The organism is Solirhodobacter sp. (assembly GCF_964715405.1).
This window is the reverse complement of record NZ_CBAICG010000033.1, coordinates 1-20,555: the sequence shown is the minus strand read 5'-3', so window position 1 is coordinate 20,555 and position 20,555 is coordinate 1. Positions and strand designations below refer to the sequence as shown.

The 20,555-nt window shown below is 66.5% G+C and carries 16 protein-coding genes, 1 tRNA gene and 2 pseudogenes; 11 read left to right on the top strand and 8 right to left on the bottom strand.

Annotation, left to right across the window (positions count from 1 at the left end):
- Window position 1: 1 nt before the first annotated feature.
- The 7 genes from AC11WY_RS14120 to AC11WY_RS14090 all read right to left on the bottom strand — a co-directional run bounded on the left by AC11WY_RS14120 (window position 2) and on the right by AC11WY_RS14090 (window position 6,654).
- Complete coding sequence (locus AC11WY_RS14120) at window positions 2–772, bottom strand: L-iditol 2-dehydrogenase (protein ID WP_482926567.1); 771 nt, start codon at window positions 770–772, stop codon at window positions 2–4.
- Window positions 769–1,773 carry an ABC transporter ATP-binding protein gene (locus tag AC11WY_RS14115; protein ID WP_482926565.1) on the bottom strand — a complete coding sequence of 335 codons (1,005 nt, stop codon included), beginning with the start codon at window positions 1,771–1,773 and terminating at the stop codon, window positions 769–771. Before AC11WY_RS14115 ends, AC11WY_RS14120 begins: the two co-directional genes overlap by 4 nt.
- Window positions 1,774–1,784: 11 nt before the next feature.
- Window positions 1,785–2,615 (bottom strand): carbohydrate ABC transporter permease, encoded by an 831-nt coding sequence (locus AC11WY_RS14110; RefSeq protein WP_482926563.1) that lies wholly within the window; start codon window positions 2,613–2,615, stop codon window positions 1,785–1,787.
- Between the two features lie 3 nt (window positions 2,616–2,618).
- Window positions 2,619–3,491, bottom strand: a complete 873-nt coding sequence (locus AC11WY_RS14105; protein ID WP_482926561.1) for a carbohydrate ABC transporter permease — start codon at window positions 3,489–3,491, stop codon at window positions 2,619–2,621.
- 76 nt (window positions 3,492–3,567) lie between these two features.
- Window positions 3,568–4,884 carry an ABC transporter substrate-binding protein gene (locus tag AC11WY_RS14100; protein WP_482926559.1) on the bottom strand — a complete coding sequence of 439 codons (1,317 nt, stop codon included), beginning with the start codon at window positions 4,882–4,884 and terminating at the stop codon, window positions 3,568–3,570.
- 118 nt (window positions 4,885–5,002) lie between these two features.
- A complete protein-coding gene (locus tag AC11WY_RS14095) occupies window positions 5,003–5,968 on the bottom strand; it encodes a sugar-binding transcriptional regulator (RefSeq protein WP_482926557.1) in 966 nt (321 codons plus the stop codon).
- Window positions 5,965–6,654 (bottom strand): HAD family hydrolase, encoded by a 690-nt coding sequence (locus AC11WY_RS14090; RefSeq protein ID WP_482926555.1) that lies wholly within the window; start codon window positions 6,652–6,654, stop codon window positions 5,965–5,967. Before AC11WY_RS14090 ends, AC11WY_RS14095 begins: the two co-directional genes overlap by 4 nt.
- A gap of 216 nt (window positions 6,655–6,870) precedes the next feature.
- On the opposite strand from AC11WY_RS14090, the gene mprF reads away from it, so the two are divergent.
- The gene (gene mprF, locus AC11WY_RS14085) at window positions 6,871–9,486 is read left to right on the top strand and encodes a bifunctional lysylphosphatidylglycerol flippase/synthetase MprF (protein ID WP_482926553.1); all 2,616 of its coding nucleotides are present in this window, start codon (window positions 6,871–6,873) and stop codon (window positions 9,484–9,486) included.
- Between the two features lie 6 nt (window positions 9,487–9,492).
- Here the strand turns inward: mprF and AC11WY_RS14080 are convergent, their stop codons facing one another.
- Window positions 9,493–10,083: a cytochrome b/b6 domain-containing protein gene (locus AC11WY_RS14080; protein ID WP_482926551.1), complete on the bottom strand. Its 591-nt coding sequence runs from the start codon at window positions 10,081–10,083 to the stop codon at window positions 9,493–9,495.
- 369 nt (window positions 10,084–10,452) lie between these two features.
- On the opposite strand from AC11WY_RS14080, the gene AC11WY_RS14075 reads away from it, so the two are divergent.
- The 10 genes and pseudogenes from AC11WY_RS14075 to AC11WY_RS14030 all read left to right on the top strand — a co-directional run.
- Window positions 10,453–10,529 (top strand) — tRNA-Met (locus AC11WY_RS14075).
- An 821-nt stretch (window positions 10,530–11,350) separates the two neighbouring features.
- Window positions 11,351–12,499: an MHYT domain-containing protein gene (locus tag AC11WY_RS14070; protein WP_482926549.1), complete on the top strand. Its 1,149-nt coding sequence runs from the start codon at window positions 11,351–11,353 to the stop codon at window positions 12,497–12,499.
- Window positions 12,500–12,710: 211 nt separating this feature from the next.
- Window positions 12,711–13,565, top strand: a complete 855-nt coding sequence (locus AC11WY_RS14065) for an FAD binding domain-containing protein (RefSeq protein WP_482926547.1) — start codon at window positions 12,711–12,713, stop codon at window positions 13,563–13,565.
- A gap of 10 nt (window positions 13,566–13,575) precedes the next feature.
- Window positions 13,576–14,067 (top strand): (2Fe-2S)-binding protein, encoded by a 492-nt coding sequence (locus AC11WY_RS14060; protein ID WP_482926545.1) that lies wholly within the window; start codon window positions 13,576–13,578, stop codon window positions 14,065–14,067.
- On the top strand, window positions 14,064–16,484 hold the full coding sequence (locus tag AC11WY_RS14055; protein WP_482926543.1) for an aerobic carbon-monoxide dehydrogenase large subunit: 2,421 nt from the start codon (window positions 14,064–14,066) through the stop codon (window positions 16,482–16,484). The genes AC11WY_RS14060 and AC11WY_RS14055 overlap by 4 nt, the downstream gene beginning before the upstream one ends.
- A gap of 58 nt (window positions 16,485–16,542) precedes the next feature.
- Window positions 16,543–17,421 carry an AAA family ATPase gene (locus AC11WY_RS14050; RefSeq protein ID WP_482926541.1) on the top strand — a complete coding sequence of 293 codons (879 nt, stop codon included), beginning with the start codon at window positions 16,543–16,545 and terminating at the stop codon, window positions 17,419–17,421.
- Window positions 17,421–18,593 carry a vWA domain-containing protein gene (locus tag AC11WY_RS14045; RefSeq protein WP_482926603.1) on the top strand — a complete coding sequence of 391 codons (1,173 nt, stop codon included), beginning with the start codon at window positions 17,421–17,423 and terminating at the stop codon, window positions 18,591–18,593. Before AC11WY_RS14050 ends, AC11WY_RS14045 begins: the two co-directional genes overlap by 1 nt.
- A 12-nt stretch (window positions 18,594–18,605) precedes the next feature.
- On the top strand, window positions 18,606–19,421 hold the full coding sequence (locus AC11WY_RS14040) for an XdhC family protein (protein ID WP_482926539.1): 816 nt from the start codon (window positions 18,606–18,608) through the stop codon (window positions 19,419–19,421).
- Between the two features lie 157 nt (window positions 19,422–19,578).
- Window positions 19,579–19,811 (top strand): annotated as a pseudogene (locus tag AC11WY_RS14035) (IS110 family transposase); the annotation flags it as partial.
- Between the two features lie 96 nt (window positions 19,812–19,907).
- Window positions 19,908–20,075 (top strand): annotated as a pseudogene (locus AC11WY_RS14030) (IS110 family transposase); the annotation flags it as partial.
- Between the last annotated feature and the right edge of the window lie 480 nt (window positions 20,076–20,555).

Genomic DNA, 20,555 nt, shown 5'->3' with positions numbered 1-20,555 from the left:
GTCAGCTCATCCAGTTCCCGCCGTCGACGTTGTAGGTCTGGGCGACGATGTAGTCGGCTTCGGGGGTGGCAAGGAAGATCGCCATGCCGGTGAGGTCGGCAGCGGTGCCCATGCGGCCGAAGGGGACGGCGGCGCCGACCTCTTTCTTCTTCTGGCCGGGGGCCTTGTGTTCGTATTTCGCGAACAGGGCATCGACCCCGTCCCAGTGTTCGCCATCGACCACGCCGGGGGCGATGGCGTTCACGTTGATGCCGTGGGCGATCAGGTTGAGGCCCGCCGACTGGGTGATGCTGATCACGGCGGCCTTGGTGGCGCAGTAGACCGCGACAAGGGTTTCACCCCGCCGCCCGGCCTGCGACGCCATGTTGATGATCTTGCCGCCCTTGCCCCGCGCGATCATGTGTTTCGCCACGGCCTGAAGCGTGAAGAGCGTGCCCGCCACGTTGACGGCAAAGAGCCGGTCGTAGGAGGCGCGGGTAATCTCGGCGATCGGGGCGGCGTCGAACAGGGCGGCATTGTTGATCAGGATGTCGATGGCGCCCATTTTCGCGATGCAATCGGCCACGGCCGCGTCAATCGACGCCTGATCGGTCACGTCCAGCCGCACGGCATGGGCGGCGGGGCCGATCTCGGCGGCGGTCTGCTGCGCCGCCTCGTAATGAATGTCGCCGATGGCCACGGTGGCGCCTTCGCGCACATAGGCCTCGGCGAAGCTGCGGCCTATGCCGCGGGCGGCACCGGTGATCAGGGCGGTCTTGCCTTGCAGTCTCATGCGAGCGTCTTTCCGTCTGCGCCGAAGCGGTGGATCTTGTCCTGTTGCGGGGTCAGGAATACCCGGTCGCCGTGGCGGGCGTCGACCTCGCCGTCGCCGCGCACGGTCATGGTGCCAAGGCCGCCATCCATCACGACGTGCAGGAAGGTGTCGGAGCCGAGGTGCTCCGATACCAGGACCTTGCCCGCCCAGCGGCCCTCGGTTTTCGACAGGGTGATGTGTTCGGGGCGCACGCCGATGGTGTGGGCGTTCAGCCCCGCGGCATCGGCGCCGGTGACGAAGTTCATCCGCGGCGAGCCGATGAAGCCCGCGACGAAGATGTTGGCCGGGTTGCGGTAAAGCTCCAGCGGGCTGCCCACCTGCTCGACCCTGCCCGCCTGCAGCACGACGATCTTGTCGGCCATCGTCATCGCTTCGACCTGATCATGCGTCACGTAGATCATCGTGGTTTTCAGCGTGTGGTGCAGTTCGGTGATTTCCAGCCGCATGTTCACCCGCAGCGCCGCGTCGAGGTTCGACAAGGGCTCGTCGAACAGGAACGCCTTGGGTTGGCGCACGATGGCGCGGCCGATGGCGACGCGCTGACGCTGGCCGCCCGAAAGCTGGCCGGGGCGGCGTTCGAGGTAGTCGGTCAGGTTCAAGACCTTCGCCGCCGCCGTCACCCGGCGTTCCTGTTCGGCGGCGTCCATCCCGGCCATGCGCAGCGGGAAGGCGATGTTCTTGCGCACCGACATGTGGGGGTAGAGCGCGTAGCTTTGGAACACCATCGCGAGGCCGCGCTTGGCGGGCGGCGTCTCGGTCGCGTTCACGCCGTCGATCTTGATCACGCCGCCGGATACATCCTCCAGCCCGGCGATCAGGCGCAGCAGCGTGGACTTGCCGCAGCCCGAGGGGCCGACGAAGACGACGAACTCGCCATCCTCGATTTCGAGGTCGAGCGAGGGGATCACCGCCACCTCGCCGAATTTCTTGCTGACGTTGCTCAGGCTGATCTTGCCCATCTGCGGGTCTCCTACTTCACGGCGCCGAAGGTCAGGCCGCGGACAAGTTGTTTCTGGCTGAACCAGCCAAGGATCACGATCGGGGCGATCGCCATCGTCGAGGCGGCCGAAAGCTTGGCGTAGAAAAGGCCCTCGGGCGAGGAATAGCTGGCGATGAAGGCGGTCAGCGGCGCGGCCTTGGCGGCCGTCAGGTTCAGCGTCCAGAACGCCTCGTTCCACGCCAGGATCACGTTCAGGAGCAGCGTGGAGGCGATGCCGGGAAGGGCCATCGGCGTCAGCACATAGAGGATTTCAGCCCGCAGCGTGGCGCCGTCCATCCGCGCCGCCTCAAGGATCTCGCCGGGGATTTCCTTGAAGTAGGTGTAAAGCATCCAGACGATGATCGGCAGGTCGATCAGCGTCAGCACGATGACAAGGCCGATGCGCGTGTCCAGCAGTCCGGTGTTGCGGAACAACAGGTAGATCGGGATCAGCACACCGACCGGCGGCATCATCTTGGTGGACAGCATCCACATCAGCACGTCCTTGGTGCGCTTGCCCGGCACGAAGGCCATCGCCCAGGCGGCCGGAACGGCGATGACGAGGCCCAGCAGCGTCGAGCCGAAGGAGATCACGACCGAGTTCCAGAAGTGCAGCAGGTAGTCAGACCGCTGGTTGACGATGGCGTAGTTCTCCAGCGTCCAGTGGAAGTTCAGGAACTTCGGCGGGATCGCCACCGCGTCGCCCTCGGACTTGAACGAGGTCAGGAAGGTCCACAGGATCGGGAAGAAGATCAGGAAGGCGATGACCCAGGCCAGCGCGGTGACGGTTGCCTTGCGGGCGGGGGTGACGCGGCGGGCCATCTGTCATGCCTCCAGGTTCTTGCCGATCATCCGCATCAGGAAGATCGCGACGATGTTGGCCAGGATCACCGCCACGATGCCGCCCGCCGAACCGCCGCCCACGTCGTATTGCAGCAGCGACTGGCCGTAGACGAGGTAGGTGATGTTGGTGGAGGCGGTGCCGGGGCCGCCGTTGGTAGTGACAAGGATTTCGGCAAAGACCGACAGCAGGAAGATGGTCTGGATCAGGATCACCACGGTGATCGAGCGCGTCAGGTGCGGCACGGTGATGAAGCGGAACCGGTTGAGCGCGGAGGCGCCGTCCATCTCGGCGGCCTCCATCTGCTCGCTGTCGAGCGATTGCAGCGCGGTCAGCAGGATCAGGGTGGCGAAGGGCAGCCATTGCCAGGCGACGATCACGATGATCGAGAACAGCGGCGCCTGCGACAGGAAGTCGAAGGGTTGCAGCCCGAAGGACTGCGCGATCCAGGCGAAGATGCCGTTCACCGGATTCATGAACATGTTCTTCCAGACCAGCGCAGACACGGTGGGCATCACGAAGAACGGCGCGATCACCAGAACGCGAACGATGCCCTGCCCCCACATCGGCTGATCCAGCAGCAGGGCCAGCAGAACGCCGCCCAGGGTGGTGATCAGCAGGACACCCAACACCAGAACCAGCGTGTTCCACAGGGCGATCGTGAAGGTGGGGTCGGTCAGGAAATAGTAGTAATTGCGGAACCCGATGAAGTTGTGCGGGCCGGCGTGCAGCAGGTTGTAGTTGAGAAACGAGAACCAGATCGTCATGCCGAGCGGAACGATCATCCAGCCCAGAAGCAGGATAACGGAGGGTGCGATCATCAGGCGCGCTGCGGCGCGCGAATGCTGGGTGGCCATGACCTGTCCTCGGGGGATGCGTGAAAGAAGGCGCGGGGCCGGTTCGTGACAACCGGCCCCGCTGGGAGGAGGTCGATTACTTGATGTAACCGGCCTTCGTCATCGCACGCACCGTCAGATCCTGCGCGGCGGCAAGCGCCTGATCGACGGTCTCGGTGCCCGCAAGCGCGGCCGAGAACTGCTGGCCCACGTCGTTCGCAATGCCCTGGAATTCCGGGATCGCGACGAACTGCACGCCGACATAGGGAACCGGGTCGACGGTCGGATGCGTCGGGTCAGCCGAGTTGATGCTGTCCAGCGTCATCTTGGCGAACGGCACCTTGGCATAGTCCGGGTTCGCGTAAAGCGACTTGCGGGTGCCCGGGGGCACGTTGGCCCAGCCTTCCTTCGAGGCGACGAGGGCGAGGTAGTCTTTCGACGTTGCCCAGTCGACGAAGGTCTTGGCGGCGTCGGCGTGCTTGGTGCCGGCCGGGATGGCCAGCGACCACGCCCAGAGCCAGTTGCCGCGCTTGCCCAGCCCGTTGTCGGGCGCCAGCGCATAGCCCACGCTGTCGGCGACCTTCGAGGCTTTCGGATCGCTCACGAACGAGGCCGCCACGGTGGCGTCGATCCACATGCCGCACTTGCCCTGCTGGAACAGCGCGAGGTTCTCGTTGAACCCGTTGTTCGAGGCGCCGGGTGGGCCGTCTTTCTTCATCAGGTCGACGTAGAAGTTGATCGTCTTCTTCCACGCGTCGCCGTTGAACTGCGGCTGCCACTTCTCGTCGAACCACTTGGCGCCGAACGAGTTGGCGGTGGCGGTCAGGAACGCCATGTTCTCGCCCCAGCCGGCCTTGCCGCGCAGGCAGATGCCGTAGATGCCCGCGGCCTTGTCGGTCATGGCGTCGGCCGCCTTGGCGATGTCGGTCCAGGTCGGCGCGTCGGCCATCGTCAGCCCGGCCTTCTTCATCAGGTCGGTGCGGTACATGACCATCGAGCTTTCGCCGTAGAACGGCGCGGCATAGAGCTTGCCGTCAACGGTCAGGCCGCCGCGGATCGCGGGCAGCAGGTCGTCGATGTCCCAGCTTGCGGGCAGGTCGTTCAGGCTTTCCAGCCAGCCCTGCTTGCCCCAGATCGGAACCTCGTAGGTGCCGATCGTCATCACGTCATACTGACCGCCCTTGGTGGCGATGTCGGTGGTGACCTTCTGGCGCAGGACGTTTTCTTCCAGCGTGACCCAGTTCACCTTGATGTCAGGGTGCTTGGCGTAGAAGTCGCTCATCAGCCCCTGCATGCGGATCATGTCGCCGTTGTTCACGGTGGCGACGGTGATCGTCGTGGTTTCGGCGGTCGCGACCGTTGCAAGGGCCGCGACAGCACACGCACCAAAAAGCGCGCGAAGCGTCGAAGTCATCAGTATCCTCCCTCAATCACGGTCATTGGCTCGTTGTGAGCATATGATCGTTCTGTGGGCATATGCTCACAAATACTCACGGCTAAGTCAACTGTTCCGATGGTCACAGAATGGATTTCTAACGCTGCGACGCGGCGAGAATTGCCCGCGCGCTCTCCTCGTCGGTGATCAAACCATTGATAATCCGGCCGCGCAGCGCAGCGAGAATGGCCGCATGCTTGGAGGCCCCCCCGGCGATGCCGATCACTGGTTGGGCGCGTCCGGGGTCGATCCTGACCCCGCCGACGCGCAGGTTGGTGCCGGTGTCGAGGTATTGGCCGACCGAATCATAGACCCAGCCCGCGACCTCGCCCGTCGCCCCCATCGCCTGCATGTCGTCCAGTTCCGCGCGACTGACGAAGCCATCCTGCAACAACGGCGCGTCGTTGCTCATCTGGCCGACGCCGACGAAGCTGACATCGGCGGCACGGGCAAGGTCGGTGACGCGGCGGATCGGCGCAAGGTCGTGGAACATCGCGTTCTGCTCGGCGGTTTCCGAGACCACCGGCACCGGCATCGGGTAGTGCGGCGCGCGCACCTTGTCGGCAATGCGCATGATCACATCGAAGAACGAGGCCGAGCCGTCGGGCGCGATGTTGCCGATCAGCGAGACGAGGCGGTGCTGTTCGGCGGCCATCGGCGACAACTCCTCGACCGTGGCGCGCAGGGCGCGGCCGGTGCCGAGCGCGATCACCAGCGGTTCGGGCGTGCGCAGGAAACGTTCGACCTCGGCGGCGGCAACGGGGGCGATGGCGCGCACCGGATCGGCACCGGCGCCAAGCGAGGGCGCGACACGGCAGCAGGTCAGCGAAAACCGCCGACGCAGCGCCTGTTCCAACTCCAGACAGGCGGAAACCGGGTGTTCAAGGCGCACATGGATCAGTCGGTCCGCCACCGCGCGCGACACCAGCCGCTGCGCCCGCTGGCGCGAGATGCCCATTTCGCGCGCGATCTGATCCTGCGTCATCTGCCCCACATAGTAAAGCCATCCCGCGCGGGCGGCTTCGTCCTGCGGCGTCGCGTCGTTGTCAGGCATCTGGCTCATGGCGGCACCGCATCCGGGGCGCGGCCGAGATCGGGCCGCAGCGCAAAGAAATCGTCGAAGCTTGCCAGCCGCGCGTGCGGCGTGGCGTCGGGCGGTTCGGTCAGGTCGAGCCCGGCCAGATGGGTGCCGCCGATGAAGCGCCAGACCTCCATCCCGGCGGCAAGACCGGCGCGCAGGCCGTTCAGGCTGTCCTCCAGCACCAGACAGCGGGCGGGATCGACGCCCATCTGCTGCGCGACGTGCAGGAACAGGTCGGGCGCGGGTTTGCCGCGGGTCACCATCGAGGCGGTATAGACATTGCGGCCGAACAGCGCATCAAGCCCGGTCAGCCGCAGCGACTGGGTCACCCGTTCGGGGCTGGAACTGGTCGCCAGCGCGTAGGGCAGACCCAGCCGCGCGATCACCCCGGTGGCACCGGGCATCACCTTCAGATCGCGGGCGAAGGCGGCCAGCAGGCGGCGGCGGTAATCGGCCTCGAACTGGTCGGGCAGTTGCACCCCGAACTGCTCGCGCACCTCTTTCAGCACCGCGGGGTAGCTGCGGCCCAGAAAGTGGCGGCTGACGAAGGCCATGTCCATCTCGACGCCGTAGCCCTTCAGCTCGGCGATCAGCATGTTCGCGCTGATGACTTCCGAGTCGATCAGCACGCCGTCGCAATCGAAGATGACAAGCTCGGTCGGGGGCATGGTTGCCGACCTTAGCGCCGGGCGGGGCCGGGCGTCCAGACCGAAGGCCCGCAACGCGACGTTCCACGAAGGCGTGACGCCACGATTACCCGCAGGTCTTGATTTCGTCTCGCATTGCGGGGCATCACTGCGCGCGCACAGCGCCGCGCCGACTCTGCGGCGGCCGGGGCAACCGGTCCGGCACAAGGCGGCGCAGCAGAGGCCCGAGCATTTCCGATGACCCAAGATTTCTCTGACACCGCGCCCGCGCGCCAACGCTGGATCGGAACCCTCAAGAAGGCGGCGCCGTTCCTCATCGGCATCGCGCTGTTCGCGGCCGGGCTCGGTGCGCTTTTCCATCTGCTGTCCGGCATCAACCTACACCACGTTCTGACCGAGGCCAAGGCGATGCCCGCCGGGGCGCTGCTGGCGGCGCTGGCGGCGACGGCGGCGGGCTATACCTCGCTGATCGGCTACGACTGGTCGGCGCTGCGCCACATCGGGCGCAAGCTGCCGTTCCCGGTGGTGGCGATGGGGGCATGCCTGGGCTATTCGCTGGGCAACACCATCGGCATTTCGGTGCTGTCGGGCGGCGCGGTGCGTTACCGCATCTATTCCGCCTTCGGCATCAACGCGCTGGAAGTGGCGGCCATATCCACTTTCGTATCGCTCGCCTTCGGGGTGGGGATCAGCATCATCGGCTTGGCCTCGCTGGTCTATCACCCGGCTGCGCTGACCGATTTCATCCACATCGCCCCCGACCGGATGCGGCTCATCGCGCTGGCCGTGCTGGGGACGACGGTGGTCGTGATCGGCGCGGCCTCGATGGCGGGCCACGCGCTGCACGTCTGGCGGCTGGAACTACGCGCCCCCTCGCCCGGCATCCTGCTGGGCCAGCTTGCCTTCACGGCGATCGATACCTGCATGGCCGCACTGGCGCTTTATGTGCTGCTGCCCGCGGGCGCGCCCGATTTCGTGACCTTCCTCGCGATCTTCGCGACCGCCGCGATGACCGGGGTGCTGAGTCATGTGCCGGGCGGCATCGGCGTGTTTGAAAGCGTCGTGATCACCGCCCTGCCCGCCTCAGTCAGCATCGAGCAGGCGGCGGTCGCGCTTTTGCTGTTCCGCATCATCTACTACCTGGTGCCCTTCGCGCTGGCGATGGTGGTGATCTCGGTGAACGAGGCGCGGCTGGCGCGCGGCCCGATCGCGCGGCTCCTGGGCGACGTGTCGGACACGATGGCCCCGGTCAGCCGGGTGATGACCAGCATCGCGCCCGGCGCGACCGGAGCCAGCGTGCTCGGCCTCGGCGTCTATCTGCTGATCCTCGCGATCCTGCCCTCGGTCCGGCCCAACGAGGTGGCCCCCGACGATGTGGTGGCCGCGATCCTGCTCGAAGGCGGGGCGCTTTTGTCGGCGGTGCTGGGCGTGACACTGATCCTGTTGGCGCAGGGTCTGATGCGGCGCATCTCGGCCGCGTTCTGGCTGACCGAGGCCGCGCTGCTTGGCGGCGCCGTCGCCTCGATGCTGAACGGGCTGAACACGGTCAGCGCCTCGATCCTGCTGGCCGCCGCCCTGCTGCTGTCGCCGATCCGGAGCGAGTTCACCCGGCCCGCGCGGTTGACGCAGAACCTGCTGTCGCCCGGCTGGTTCGCGCTGATCGCCTCGATCTCGCTTAGCGCCATCGTCCTTCTGGTGCTGATGCACCACAACACGACCTATTCCAGCGCGCTCCTGACCGAATTCGCCTCGACCGCGAACGCGCCCCGCGCGCTGCGCGCGGCGCTGACCGCGACGGCGTTGATGACCTTCGCGCTGGTCTATATCTCGATGCAGCCCGCCCGCGCCCACAGCGTTACCCCCGACCCGGAGACGCTGGAGAAAGCGCGCGGGATCGTTGCCCAGCAGGACCTGCCGATCGCGAACCTCGCGCTCAGCGGCGACAAGACCTTCTTCTTCTCGGACGATGACGACGCCTTCATCATGTATGGCGTGCAGGGCAAATCCTGGATCGCCTATTCCGACCCGGTCGGCCCGCGCGACAAGGTCCGCGACCTGGCCTGGGCCTTCTTCGATGCGGCCTATGCGGCGGGCTGCCGCCCGGTGTTCTACGAGATCACCGACACCTACCTGCCGATCTGGGTCGAGATGGGGCTGACGGTGAACAAGATCGGCGAAGAGGCCATCGTGCCGCTGGCCGATTTCGCGCTGTCCGGCCGTCGCTACAAGGCGATGCGCGCCGCCTACAACCAGGTGCAGCGCGAAGGCATCTCGTTCGAACTGGTGGCGCCGCCGCATTCACCCGACCTGATGGCGCGGCTGGCCGAGATTTCGGCGGCCTGGCTGGCGGAAAAACGCGGGCGGGAAAAGCGGTTCTCGGTCGGGCGCTTCGACGCCGATTACCTGCAACGCTTCCGGCTGGCGCTGGTGAAGCGGGATGGCCAAGTGGTCGCCTTCGCCAACGTGCTGGAAACCGACACCAAAGCCTGCGCCACCATCGACCTGATGCGCTTTGGCCCCGATGCGCCGCCCAACGTGATGCAGTTCCTGTTCATCGCGCTGATGGAACGGCTGCGCGACGAGGGCACCGCGCAGTTCAGCCTGGGCATGGCGCCGCTGGCCGGGCTGGAGGTGAAATACGGCGCGCGGCTCTGGAACCGCTTCGGCTCGGTTCTGTTCAAGTACGGCGGGGCGTTCTACAATTTCGCCGGCCTGCGCGCCTTCAAGCAGAAGTTCGGGCCGGCGTGGCGCTCGCGCTACTTCGCGGTGCCGGGTTCCTTGCCGCCGATCGCCGCGCTGCGCGACGTGACGCTGGCGATCTCGGGCGGCCCGCGCGGGGCCGACCCGAAATAGCCCTCCTCAGCTTTTCACCGACCACATGACGCCCAGCGAGAGGTTCTTCGTGACGTGGTGCAACAGCGCCAACGCCGCGTGGCCGATGAGATAGGCCCAGACGACGTTGCCCAGCAGCCCGTGAAGTTCCATGAACGGCTGCACGAATGCGGACCGGCCCAGCCCGGCCAGTGACATCAGATACCAATAGGTGCCCGACACGGCCATGTAGCTGATCAGCAAGAGGCCAAGCCCGTGGATCGCCGAGGGTAGCGCCGCGTGGTCTTGATGCGGTGGCAGGGTGAAGGCCCGCGCGGCACGCAGGTGCGTGCCAACATCGGCCCGCAGCGCCCGGAGCCGTTCGGCCGAGAACCACGGCAACAGCGCCCCCGGCGCCGTGCCGACACGGCGGCTTAAAACGGTGACCCAGAACAGGAAGGCCAGCACCAGCGCCAGCATTCCGGCATATTCGTGGATCGGGAACAAGATGTTGCCGGGGCTGGTGCCGCGCGGGCGGTGCATCCAGACGCTCGACAAGAGTTGCACGATCACCGCGCCCGCAAGGCTCGCATGGAAAAGCCGGGTGGCGAGGGAGTGCCGGGGAGAGGAGGAAGACATGATCAAGGGCCTTTCGGTCATCGGGAGGGGCCGCAAGGTCGGCCGTCGCAGGTGGCATATAGGGCAGAGACCTGACAAACGGCTGACGCGCGGCGTTTCCGTCGCGAAAATCCCCCTGATTGGCGTGCATACCCCGTTCGATGCCTGCGCCAGGGCGCTTCTGCCCGATCCTGCCGCGGCTTCGGCACGGTCAGTTCCGCCGCCGGATCGACCCGCGTCCAGGCATCACCGCACAGGCCGCCCGACCGATGATCCCGAATGGCCATTCCGGAATTTGCCCCAGCGTCAGGGCCGCCAGCCAATGCCGGGCCGCGCCACCGATTTCCCCCTTGACGCCTCCCCGCGTGTCTCTTACCACCGCGCCCGAGTGGCGGAGTAGCTCAGTTGGTTAGAGCAGCGGAATCATAATCCGCGTGTCGGGGGTTCAAATCCCTCCTCCGCTACCAGATAACCTTATAGAACAGATCAGAAAATTCGGTCTGAGCCTTGCGCGTCCGGTCTTGCACGTTGACGGGGCTGTCGGGGGCTGCAAAGTGACCTCGGCGGGGCGTGACCGCAAATCCCGTTCGTCGATGGCCCGGTCCTGCTTTTGCCAGCAATGCAGGCTCCTCCAACCGCGATCGCGCGTGAAAGAGGATGCGCAGGGCCACCATCGCCTCGCGGATCGACATCCGCGAACGCAATGCCGTGGCGGGGCAAGCCGGTCTGACCGATCCCCGCGCGCCATCGCCAGCCGCCGCGACCAACGCCGGATCGCAGGCATTCCACCTTGGACCTGCGCCGCCGGGCTGTGATCGGAACCCCGGTTGCAGACCGCCAAGGCCCGGCGCGCAGGGCCTTGCAATGGTCGACGGGCAGCGCATGCTGTCGTCCCGCTCGACATCCGGGACCGGCCCCCACCGCACCGCCTGGATGGGGGCGATCACGGCCTTGCTTCACCACGGAACCCGGCGCAACGGGTGGTCTTCATCACGGCGGCACGGATCGCGCGACCGAAGCGGGAACCCCCTGGATCGGCTTGCGCATCCGCCGCGCCCCGGTGCCGGTCCTCGCGGCGCGGCCCGGGGTGGAGGCTGTCCGGCGGCTTGCGCAGCAGCGGAACCGATCCCGCCGCGCCCGTTGCCGAGTTTTCAGCCCTGTCCCGCGCCGAAGGGGCGCAGTTGGAGGGGCCGCCTCTGAACTCTTCTCAAGGGGAAGTGTTATGGTAAAGTCGGACCTAAATCCGGATGCGTGGGCATCTTGAACCTGAAGCGCATCGGCAGAGCACGTGATCGAACAGACCTACAATGTCGGCCTGGTTCTGGGATCCATCGCGATTTCGATGATGGCCAGTTTTACCGGCCTTTGGCTGACACGGGGGCTCGCTCAACTCGGCCCCGGCGCGCGCCAGGCAAGGATCAGCATGGCGGCGGTCGCGCTGGGTGGCGGCATCTGGTCGATGCACTTCACGGCGATGCTCGCGATCCGACTTCCGATCCCGGTGTCCTACGATACGCTGCCGACGCTTGCTTCATTGCTGATCGCCATCCTGCTGTCCGGGCTGTCGCTGCTGATCATGCATTTCGCCCGCCGTGACAGTTTTCACTTCATCCTGGCGGGGGCGACCCTGGGTCTTGGCATCGTGGTGATGCATTACACGGGGATGGCGGCGATGCAGCTTTGCCGACCGGTTTACGACACGACCAGCATCGTTGCCGCGGCCATCCTCGCCCCGATCATGGGGACGGCCGCGATCTGGGTCGCTTACGGGCATCGCACACGCAAGAACATCCTGCTTGGCACCGCGATCCTCGGCTCCACGGTCGTCGTCGTGCATTTTGCGGCGATGTCCGGAACCGGGTTCTCGGCGCTGGAGGGGCTGCCCGACTTCACCCCCGTTCTGACCAATCAGGATCTCGCGCTGATCGTGCTGCTGGGGGCGTTCGGCATCTGCGGGGGCTTCCTGCTGGCGGGCACGACGTTTCTGGTCTCATCCGCCGATCCGGTCGGCATCCCCGCGCAAAGCGCTGCCGCGCCCCCGCCCCCATCGCCCGCGCCGATGCCAGAGCCTTTCGGCAACGCAGCAGGCACCGCACCAGCGAAGGCGGTGCGCATTCCGGTGGAACGTCGGGGCCATACGGAATTCGTCGATGCCGCCGAAATCGCCGCGCTGGAGGCGGAGGGTCACTACACCTATGCCTATTGCTGCGACGACCGGTTCTTCTGTCCCTGGTCGATCTCGGAAGCGGAAGAGCGGTTGAGACACTCGAATTTCTTCCGCGCGCATCGCAGCTATCTGGTCAATCTTGCCCGCGTCACCGGGTTCGAGCGCCATCGTGACGGCGGAAGCTGCCTGTTCGACGACATTTGCCTGCTGGACCGGGCGCCGGTCAGCCGTACCAAGGTTGCGGCCCTGCGCGACGCGCTTGGCCTGTGAGGCCACGCAAATCCTCCGAATCAGGCGGCGGCATGACATATTGTCGCGCTGCACACCCGGATACGCACTTCGTGCAGCCATTCCGCAGTTCGTGAAAGGCGCGCGCCGCGCGTGAACCCGCCATCGGCCCCGCCGCCACGCTCGTTACTCTCGTGACAAGCCCGCAAGGGCGCAACGTTTCCGGTCAACCGGATGTCAGGGAGGACGACCCGTGATACCAGGCAGTTTCACCTATTACCGGCCCCGCGATATTTCCGCGGCGCTGAAAATCCTGACCGAGCACGGCGACGAGGCGCGGGTGCTTGCGGGGGGCCACAGCCTTGTGCCGATGATGAAGCTGCGCATGGCCTCGGTTGATCATCTGGTCGATCTGCAAGCCATATCGGATCTGCGCGGGATCGACGTCACGCCCGATCGCATCCGGATCGGGGCGATGGTGACGCAAGCGGAGGTGATCGGCCACGCCGGACTTGCGAAAGCCGCGCCGATCCTGGCGGAAACCGCATTGCAGATTGCCGACCCGCAGGTCCGCAATGTGGGCACCATCGGCGGCAACGTCGCCAACGGTGATCCCGGCAACGACCTGCCCGCCGTGATGCAGTGTCTTGGCGCCACCTTCGAATTGCGCGGCCCGCAGGGCCCGCGCGAGGTTGCGGCCCGCGATTTCTATCAAAGCGCCTACGTCACTGCCCGCCACGATGACGAGATCCTCGTCTCGGTTTCCTTCGCGCCGACCGTGGGCGGTTCCGCTTACGAGAAGCAAAAGCGCAAGATCGGCGACTATGCCACCGCTGCGGCTGCCGTCATCCTGACCAAGGCGGGGGGCAAATGCACCGCTGCCTCGATCGCGATGACGAATGTCGCCGATACGCCGATCTGGGCCAAGGACGCCGCCGCCGCCCTCGTCGGCACGACCTGCGATGCGGCCGCGGTCACGGCGGCCATCAACGCCATGCAGGCGGCAATCTCGCCCGGTTCCGACAACCGCGGCCCCGCCGAATTCAAACGCCACGTTGCCAAGGCAGTGCTGCGCCACGCCATCGCGCGCGCCTGGTCGCGAGCCTGAGGAGAGCCCCATGACGAAGATGCATCTGAAGATGACGGTCAACGGCGCCGAGGTTGAAACCCTCGCCGAGCCGCGCGAACTGCTGATCCATGTGTTGCGGGAACGGCTGAACCTGACCGGCCCCCATATCGGCTGCGAAACCTCGCATTGCGGGGTCTGCACCGTGGACATGAACGGCAAGTCGGTGAAGTCCTGCACCGTGCTGGCGGCGCAGGCCGACGGCGCCACGATCCTGACGATCGAAGGGCTGGGCAGCCCCGACGCCCTGCATCCGCTGCAACGGGCGTTCCGCGAACATCACGGGCTTCAGTGCGGCTTCTGCACCCCCGGCATGATCACCCGCGCCTGGCGCCTGTTGCAGGAAAACCCGGACCCGAGCGAAGCGGACATCCGCTTTGGCATGTCGGGCAACCTTTGCCGCTGCACCGGCTACCAGAACATCGTCAAATCCATCCTGGCCGCGGCGGCCGAGATGAACGCAGCCAAGGAGGCCGCGGAATGAACGACCAGGCACCAACCCGCGACGAGCGGATCGAGAAACTCAAAGGCATGGGCGCCTCGCGCAAGCGGGTCGAGGACGTGCGCTTCACCCAGGGCAAGGGCAACTACGTCGACGACATCAAGATGGCGGGGATGCTGTTTGGCGATTTCGTGCGCTCGCCCTATGCCCACGCCCGCGTGAAGTCGATCAACGCCGATGCCGCGAAGGCGCTGCCCGGCGTCATCGCCGTGCTGACCGCCGATGACCTGCGCCCGCTGGGCCTGCACTGGATGCCGACGCTGGCGGGCGACAAGCAGATGGTGCTGGCCGACGGCAAGGTGCTGTTCCAGGGCCAGGAGGTCGCCTTCGTCGTGGCCAAAGACCGCTACATCGCCGCCGACGCGGTGGAACTGGTCGAGGTGGAATACGAGGAACTGCCGGTCGTCACCGACCCGTTCAAGGCGATGCTGCCCGATGCGCCGGTGCTGCGCGAAGACCTTGCCGGGCAAACCTCGGGCGCGCATGGTCCGCGCAAGCATCACAACCACATCTTCACCTGGGACGTCGGCGACAAGGACGGCACCGACGCCGCCATCGCCGAGGCCGAGGTTGTCGCCGAGGAAATGATCTACTACCATCGCACCCACCCCTGCCCACTGGAAACCTGCGGCTGCGTCGCCAGCATGGACAAGGTGAACGGCAAGCTGACGGTCTGGGGCACCTTTCAGGCGCCGCATGCCGTTCGCACCGTCGCCTCGCTGATCTCGGGCATCGCGGAACACAACATCCGCATCATCTCGCCCGACATCGGCGGCGGCTTTGGCAACAAGGTCGGCGTCTATCCGGGCTACATCTGTTCGATCGTCGCGTCGATCGTCACAGGGGTTCCGGTGAAATGGGTCGAGGACCGGATGGACAACCTGATGTCCACCGCCTTTGCGCGCGACTACTGGATGAAGGGCCGCATCTCGGCCACCAAGGACGGCAAGATCACCGGCCTTGATTGCCACGTCACCGCCGACCACGGCGGATTCGACGCCTGCGCCGACCCGACCAAGTTCCCGGCCGGCTTCTTCGCGATCTGCACCGGGTCGTACGACATCCCGGTGGCCCACGTCACGGTGGACGGCGTCTACACCAACAAGGCCCCCGGCGGCGTCGCCTACCGCTGTTCCTTCCGCGTGACCGAGGCCGCCTATTTCATCGAGCGGATGATCGAAATCCTTGCGATCAAGCTGAACATGGATGCGGCAGAGTTGCGCGCCAAGAACTTCATCCGCAAGGAGCAGTTCCCCTACCACTCGGCGCTGGGCTGGGAATACGACTCCGGCGATTACCACACCGCCTGGGCCAAGGCGCTGGAGGCGGTGAACTACAAGGGCCTGCGCGCCGAACAGGCGCAGATGGTGGCCGACTTCAAGGCCGGCAAGTCGCGATCCTTGCTGGGGATCGGCCTGTGCCACTTCACCGAAATCGTGGGCGCCGGGCCGGTGAAGAACTGCGACATCCTTGGCCTGGGCATGTTCGACAGTTGCGAGATTCGCATCCACCCGACCGGCTCGGCGATTGCCCGGCTGGGGACCATCAGCCAGGGCCAGGGCCACGCCACGACCTTCGCGCAAATCCTCGCCTCCGAGATCGGCCTGCCGGCCGACGACATCACCATCGAAGAGGGCGACACCGACACCGCGCCCTATGGCCTTGGCACCTACGGGTCGCGCTCCACCCCCGTCGCGGGTGCGGCCACCGCGATGGCGGGCCGGAAAATCCGCGCCAAGGCGCAGATGATCGCGGCCTATCTGCTGGAGGTTCACGACGGCGACGTGGAATGGGACGTTGACCGCTTTGTGGTCAAGGGTGCGCCAGAGCGGTTCAAGACGATGAAGGAGATTGCCTTCGCCGCCTATCACAACGCGATCCCCGGCCTTGAACCGGGGCTTGAGGCGGTCAGCTATTACGACCCGCCGAACATGACCTTCCCCTTCGGCGCCTACATCTGCGTGACCGAGATCGACGTCGATACCGGCGTCTGGAAGGTCCGCCAGTTCTACGCGCTGGACGATTGCGGCACCCGCATCAATCCGATGATCATCGAGGGTCAGGTGCACGGCGGCGTGACCGAAGGGCTGGCCATCGCGATGGGGCAAGAGATCGCCTATGACGAGATGGGCAACCACAAATCCAGCACGTTGATGGATTTCTACATCCCGACCGCCTGGGAAACGCCGCACTACACCACCGACTTCACCGAAACCCCCAGCCCGCATCACCCGATCGGCGCCAAGGGGGTGGGCGAAAGCCCGAACGTGGGATCGGTTCCGGCCTATTCCAACGCGGTGCATGACGCCTTCCGCGCCTTCGGTCTGGTGCAGTCGAACATGCCCCACGACCACTGGCGGATCTGGAAGATCGCCAACGACCTTGGGCTGCACGCCTGAGGCACACAGACACCGGGGCGGCCTGCCCGCCCCGGCTCTCTTCTCAAAGGACACGCTCTTGGCCGACTGGCGCACAGTGCAGAACGACCTTGCCGGGGCGGGCTATGTTGCCACCGACGAGCTTGCCATGGCCCTGCATCTGTCGATGGCGCTCGGGCGGCCGCTGCTTCTGGAAGGCTCCGCCGGCGTTGGCAAGACCGAGATCGCGCGCACGCTGGCGCAGGTGCGCGGCACGAAACTGATCCGGCTCCAGTGCTACGAGGGTCTCGACGCGAGCCACGCGATCTACGAATGGAACTACCAGCGCCAACTGCTCGCCATCCGGGCCGCGGCCGAAGGCGGCGTGACCGGGCCCGAGGTCGAAGCCCGCATCTTCTCGGCCGATTACCTGATGGCCCGCCCCCTGCTTCAGGCGCTTCAGCAAGATCGCGCGCCGGTTCTGCTGATCGACGAGATCGACCGCGCGGACGAGGAATTCGAAGCCTACCTGCTGGAAATCCTCTCCGACTTCCAGATCACCATCCCCGAGCTTGGCACCATCACGGCCCGCACCCGGCCCTATGTGATCCTCACCGCCAACGGCACCCGCGACCTGTCGGACGCGCTCCGGCGCCGCTGCATCTACACCTGGGTCGATTACCCCGAGCGTCGGACAGAACTCGCCATCCTCGCCGCCCGTCATCCCGGCATCGAGGAGAAACTGGCGGGCCAGATCGTCGGTTTCGTGCAATCCCTTCGCCGGGAAGAGCTTGAGAAGAAGCCGGGCGTTGCCGAAATGCTCGACTTCGCCGCCGCCCTTGCGGGTCTGGGCGTCAACGACCTGACGGATGACCCGATCATCCTGCAATCCACCCTTGTCACCCTGCTGAAAACGCAAGCCGACCGCGCCGCCATCCCGACCGAGGTCGCGCAGCGCCTTGCCGGAAAGGCCGCGTGATGGGCGTGACCCGCTTTCCCGCCCGCGCGCAGGGCCCGGCCGAACGGATGGCGGGCTTTCTTGCCCACCTGCGGCTGAACGGCCTGCGCGTCGGCGTTGCGGAAACCGCCGCCGCGATGGAGGCGCTGACCCATGTCACGGCGACCGACCCGCATGAGGCGCGGCTTGCGCTGCGCGCTGTCTGCACCGGCACGCATGAGGAATTGCAGCGGTTCGACGACCTCTTCGCCGCCTATTGGCTGAACCGGGGCCGCATCCGCAATGCGGGGGTGGCGGATACCTCAAAGCCGGGCCATCGCAAGGTGGGCGCCGTCCATGAAGGCTCGCCGCTGGGCGCCGAGGGCCGACCCGACAGCCCCGACGAGGGTGACGAGGCTGCAAGCCAGGGTGGCACCGGTCGGCTGGTGGCGGCGCGGTCTGAAAACCTCATGCCCACCGATCTGCGCGAACTCGTCACGCCCGCCGATATCGCGGCCGCCGAGACCGTCGCCCGCCGCCTTGCCGCCGCGATCCGTGACCGCCGATCGCGCCGCCGCCGCGTCGACCGGCGTGGGGCCCAGCTTGACCTGCGCCGCATCGCGCGGGCCTGCGTCGCCACCGGGGGCGAACCGATCCGGCTGTTTCGCCGCCACCGCCCCGACCGTCCGGCCCGTATCATTGCGATCTGCGATGTGTCGGGATCGATGACGGTCTATGCGCGGGTGTTTCTGGCCTTCCTGCGCGGGCTGATGTCGACCGACATGATGACCGACGCCTACCTGTTCCACACCCGCCTGATCCGCATCACCGATGCGCTGCGCGACGCCGACACGTCGCGCGCGGTGGGCAAGTTGTCCCTGATGGCGCAGGGCTTTGGCGGCGGCACGCAGATCGCAAGCGCGCTGGCCTCCTTCAACGCGCTGCATGCCGCCCGCGCGGTCGGCTCCCGCACCGTGGTGCTGATCCTGTCGGACGGCTACGACACCGATCCGCCAGACCGTCTTGCCGCCGCGTTGGCGCGCCTGAAGAAGCGCGGCTGTCGCATCGTCTGGCTCAACCCGCTGAAGGGTTGGAAGGATTACGCCCCCGTCGCCGCAGGCATGGCGGCGGCCCTGCCTTACCTCGACCTCTTCGCGGCCGCCAACACGCTGGACGCGCTGGCGGCGCTGGAACCCGAATTCACCCGGCTCTGACGGAGACCGACCATGAAACCCGCCGACATTCTGACCCTCGTCACCGACCTGAGGGCGCAGGGCAAACCCTTCGCCCTTGCCACCGTGGTGCGCACCGTCGCGGCCACCGCGGCCAAGGCGGGCGCGAAGGCCGTGATACGGGCCGACGGAACCATTTCCGACGGCTGGATCGGCGGCGGCTGCGCCCGCGCTGCCGTGCTGAAGGCCGCCCGCGAGTCGATCGTCGATGGCAAACCCCGACTCGTCTCGATCCAGCCGAAAGACCTTCTGGGCGAGCAGGGCGTGAAACCCGGCGAGGAACGCGACGGCGTGCGCTTCGCGTCAAACATGTGCCCGTCCAAGGGCACGATGGACGTGTTCGTGGAACCGATCATCCCCTTGCCGGAACTTGTCATCCTGGGGGCAAGCCCCGTCGCGGTCGCGCTTTGCGACATCGGCGGCCGCTTCGGCTTCACCCGGACCGTCGTCTCGCCGCCCGAGGATCAGTCCGCGTTCGCGGAGGCGGAGCGGCGGATCGAAGGCTTTGCATTGGACTGCGCCAATCCCGGTCGGCGCTACATCGTCGTCGCCACTCAGGGGCGCGGCGATGAGGCCGCGCTGCGGGCCGCGCTGTCGGCCGATGCCGATCATGTGGCCTTCGTCGGTTCGCGCGCGAAGGGCGAGAACCTCAAGGCCATGCTGACGCGGGATGGGCTCTCTGCCGACCGGCTTGCGCGCCTCAAGGTGCCGGCCGGGCTCGACCTCGGCGCCATCACGCCCGAGGAAATCGCCTTGTCGATCCTGGCCGAAATCGTGCAGATCCATCGCCGCAAGGCGCCCTCGGACTGAGGCACAACAGGATAATCCCCCCCGTCTCGACGGGCTGTGGTCGCAGAACTCGCGCGGTCATTCCCGGGTCCCGGGCGGGTGATGATCGGCGCTGACGATGGCACCGCCGCCCGACGGCATCGGCGCGCCACGCTGGGTTTGCTGCACTCCACGACGAAGGGCGGTGTTCCGCGCGACGTTGCGGCGGGCGCAGGTTCTGATGGTTTTCAGCCAGCTTCGAGCGCGCAGTGTTGCGGTGGACGCCTGAGGCGGGGCGCATTTCCGGGGCCGCGAGATCGGCAAGCCGGGCCATGACCTGCGGCTGGTCCCGCCGACCTGCGTCAAACCGGTCCCAAGCGCCCGAAGAACGACGCCGTGGATGCCGAAGCGATCCGCGACGGTTCATGCCGCTTGCGCCGCAGCCGCAAGCGACGGGGTGGACGCCCCCGGCGGCAAAGATGTGCCAAGGTGGTGGGTGTTGAAGCCCCGCTACGAGGGCGAGCGTCGATGGGAGAGGTTGGCATCATCGGCCTCGATTTGGCCAAGAACCTGTTCCAGGTTCACGGATCAGGGGCGGGCGGATCGGTCGTCTTCCGCCGCAAGCAGTCGCGTGCGCAGGCGCTGACGTTCCTCGCCGGGCCGTCGCCCCGCGTGGTGGCGATGGCGTGCGCATCACCGGGGCCGGGCGATCGGCGATCCGGTGACGGCGACCGCATGGGCCGGTGTCGTCGGGTTGTCGCCGGATGAGAGCGGGGCGAGGGAACGTAAGGCCAGATGAGCAAGAGACCGGGTCGGGCGAACCAGCATTCCGGACCGAGCGCCATCGGGCGCGGGTAAGCGAACTGGTCCCGACCTCCCTATCTCCATACCGGCCCGCGGCGCATGAGAGGCCGCATCTTCGAGGCCGAACACACGGCCGCACCTGATCACATGCCCGAACGAGCCAGGAATCGCTTGCATCCGGGGGGCATCCACACAGGTCCGCGGGATCGTTGGAAGGCGCAGTTGGCCGCGTTCCGCATGATGACGGTGACGGCGCCGCTTCTGCTTTTGGTGGCGGACGAGGACGGGATCACCCGGCACGTCGTTCTGGACCCCTGGAACCCCTCGTTCGACCCGCTGATCGCGATGGGGGTGGGGGCCGGGCCGAACGTG

Excerpts from the sequence above, each read along its gene's own strand:
- AC11WY_RS14120 (WP_482926567.1), bottom strand. The coding sequence starts at position 772 with ATGAGACTGCAAGGCAAGACCGCCCTGATCACCGGTGCCGCCCGCGGC.
- AC11WY_RS14115 (WP_482926565.1), bottom strand. The coding sequence starts at position 1,773 with ATGGGCAAGATCAGCCTGAGCAACGTCAGCAAGAAATTCGGCGAGGTG.
- AC11WY_RS14110 (WP_482926563.1), bottom strand. The coding sequence starts at position 2,615 with ATGGCCCGCCGCGTCACCCCCGCCCGCAAGGCAACCGTCACCGCGCTG.
- AC11WY_RS14105 (WP_482926561.1), bottom strand. The coding sequence starts at position 3,491 with ATGGCCACCCAGCATTCGCGCGCCGCAGCGCGCCTGATGATCGCACCC.
- AC11WY_RS14100 (WP_482926559.1), bottom strand. The coding sequence starts at position 4,884 with ATGACTTCGACGCTTCGCGCGCTTTTTGGTGCGTGTGCTGTCGCGGCC.
- AC11WY_RS14095 (WP_482926557.1), bottom strand. The coding sequence starts at position 5,968 with ATGAGCCAGATGCCTGACAACGACGCGACGCCGCAGGACGAAGCCGCC.
- AC11WY_RS14090 (WP_482926555.1), bottom strand. The coding sequence starts at position 6,654 with ATGCCCCCGACCGAGCTTGTCATCTTCGATTGCGACGGCGTGCTGATC.
- mprF (WP_482926553.1), top strand. The coding sequence starts at position 6,871 with ATGACCCAAGATTTCTCTGACACCGCGCCCGCGCGCCAACGCTGGATC.
- AC11WY_RS14080 (WP_482926551.1), bottom strand. The coding sequence starts at position 10,083 with ATGTCTTCCTCCTCTCCCCGGCACTCCCTCGCCACCCGGCTTTTCCAT.
- AC11WY_RS14060 (WP_482926545.1), top strand. The coding sequence starts at position 13,576 with ATGACGAAGATGCATCTGAAGATGACGGTCAACGGCGCCGAGGTTGAA.
- AC11WY_RS14055 (WP_482926543.1), top strand. The coding sequence starts at position 14,064 with ATGAACGACCAGGCACCAACCCGCGACGAGCGGATCGAGAAACTCAAA.
- AC11WY_RS14045 (WP_482926603.1), top strand. The coding sequence starts at position 17,421 with ATGGGCGTGACCCGCTTTCCCGCCCGCGCGCAGGGCCCGGCCGAACGG.
- AC11WY_RS14040 (WP_482926539.1), top strand. The coding sequence starts at position 18,606 with ATGAAACCCGCCGACATTCTGACCCTCGTCACCGACCTGAGGGCGCAG.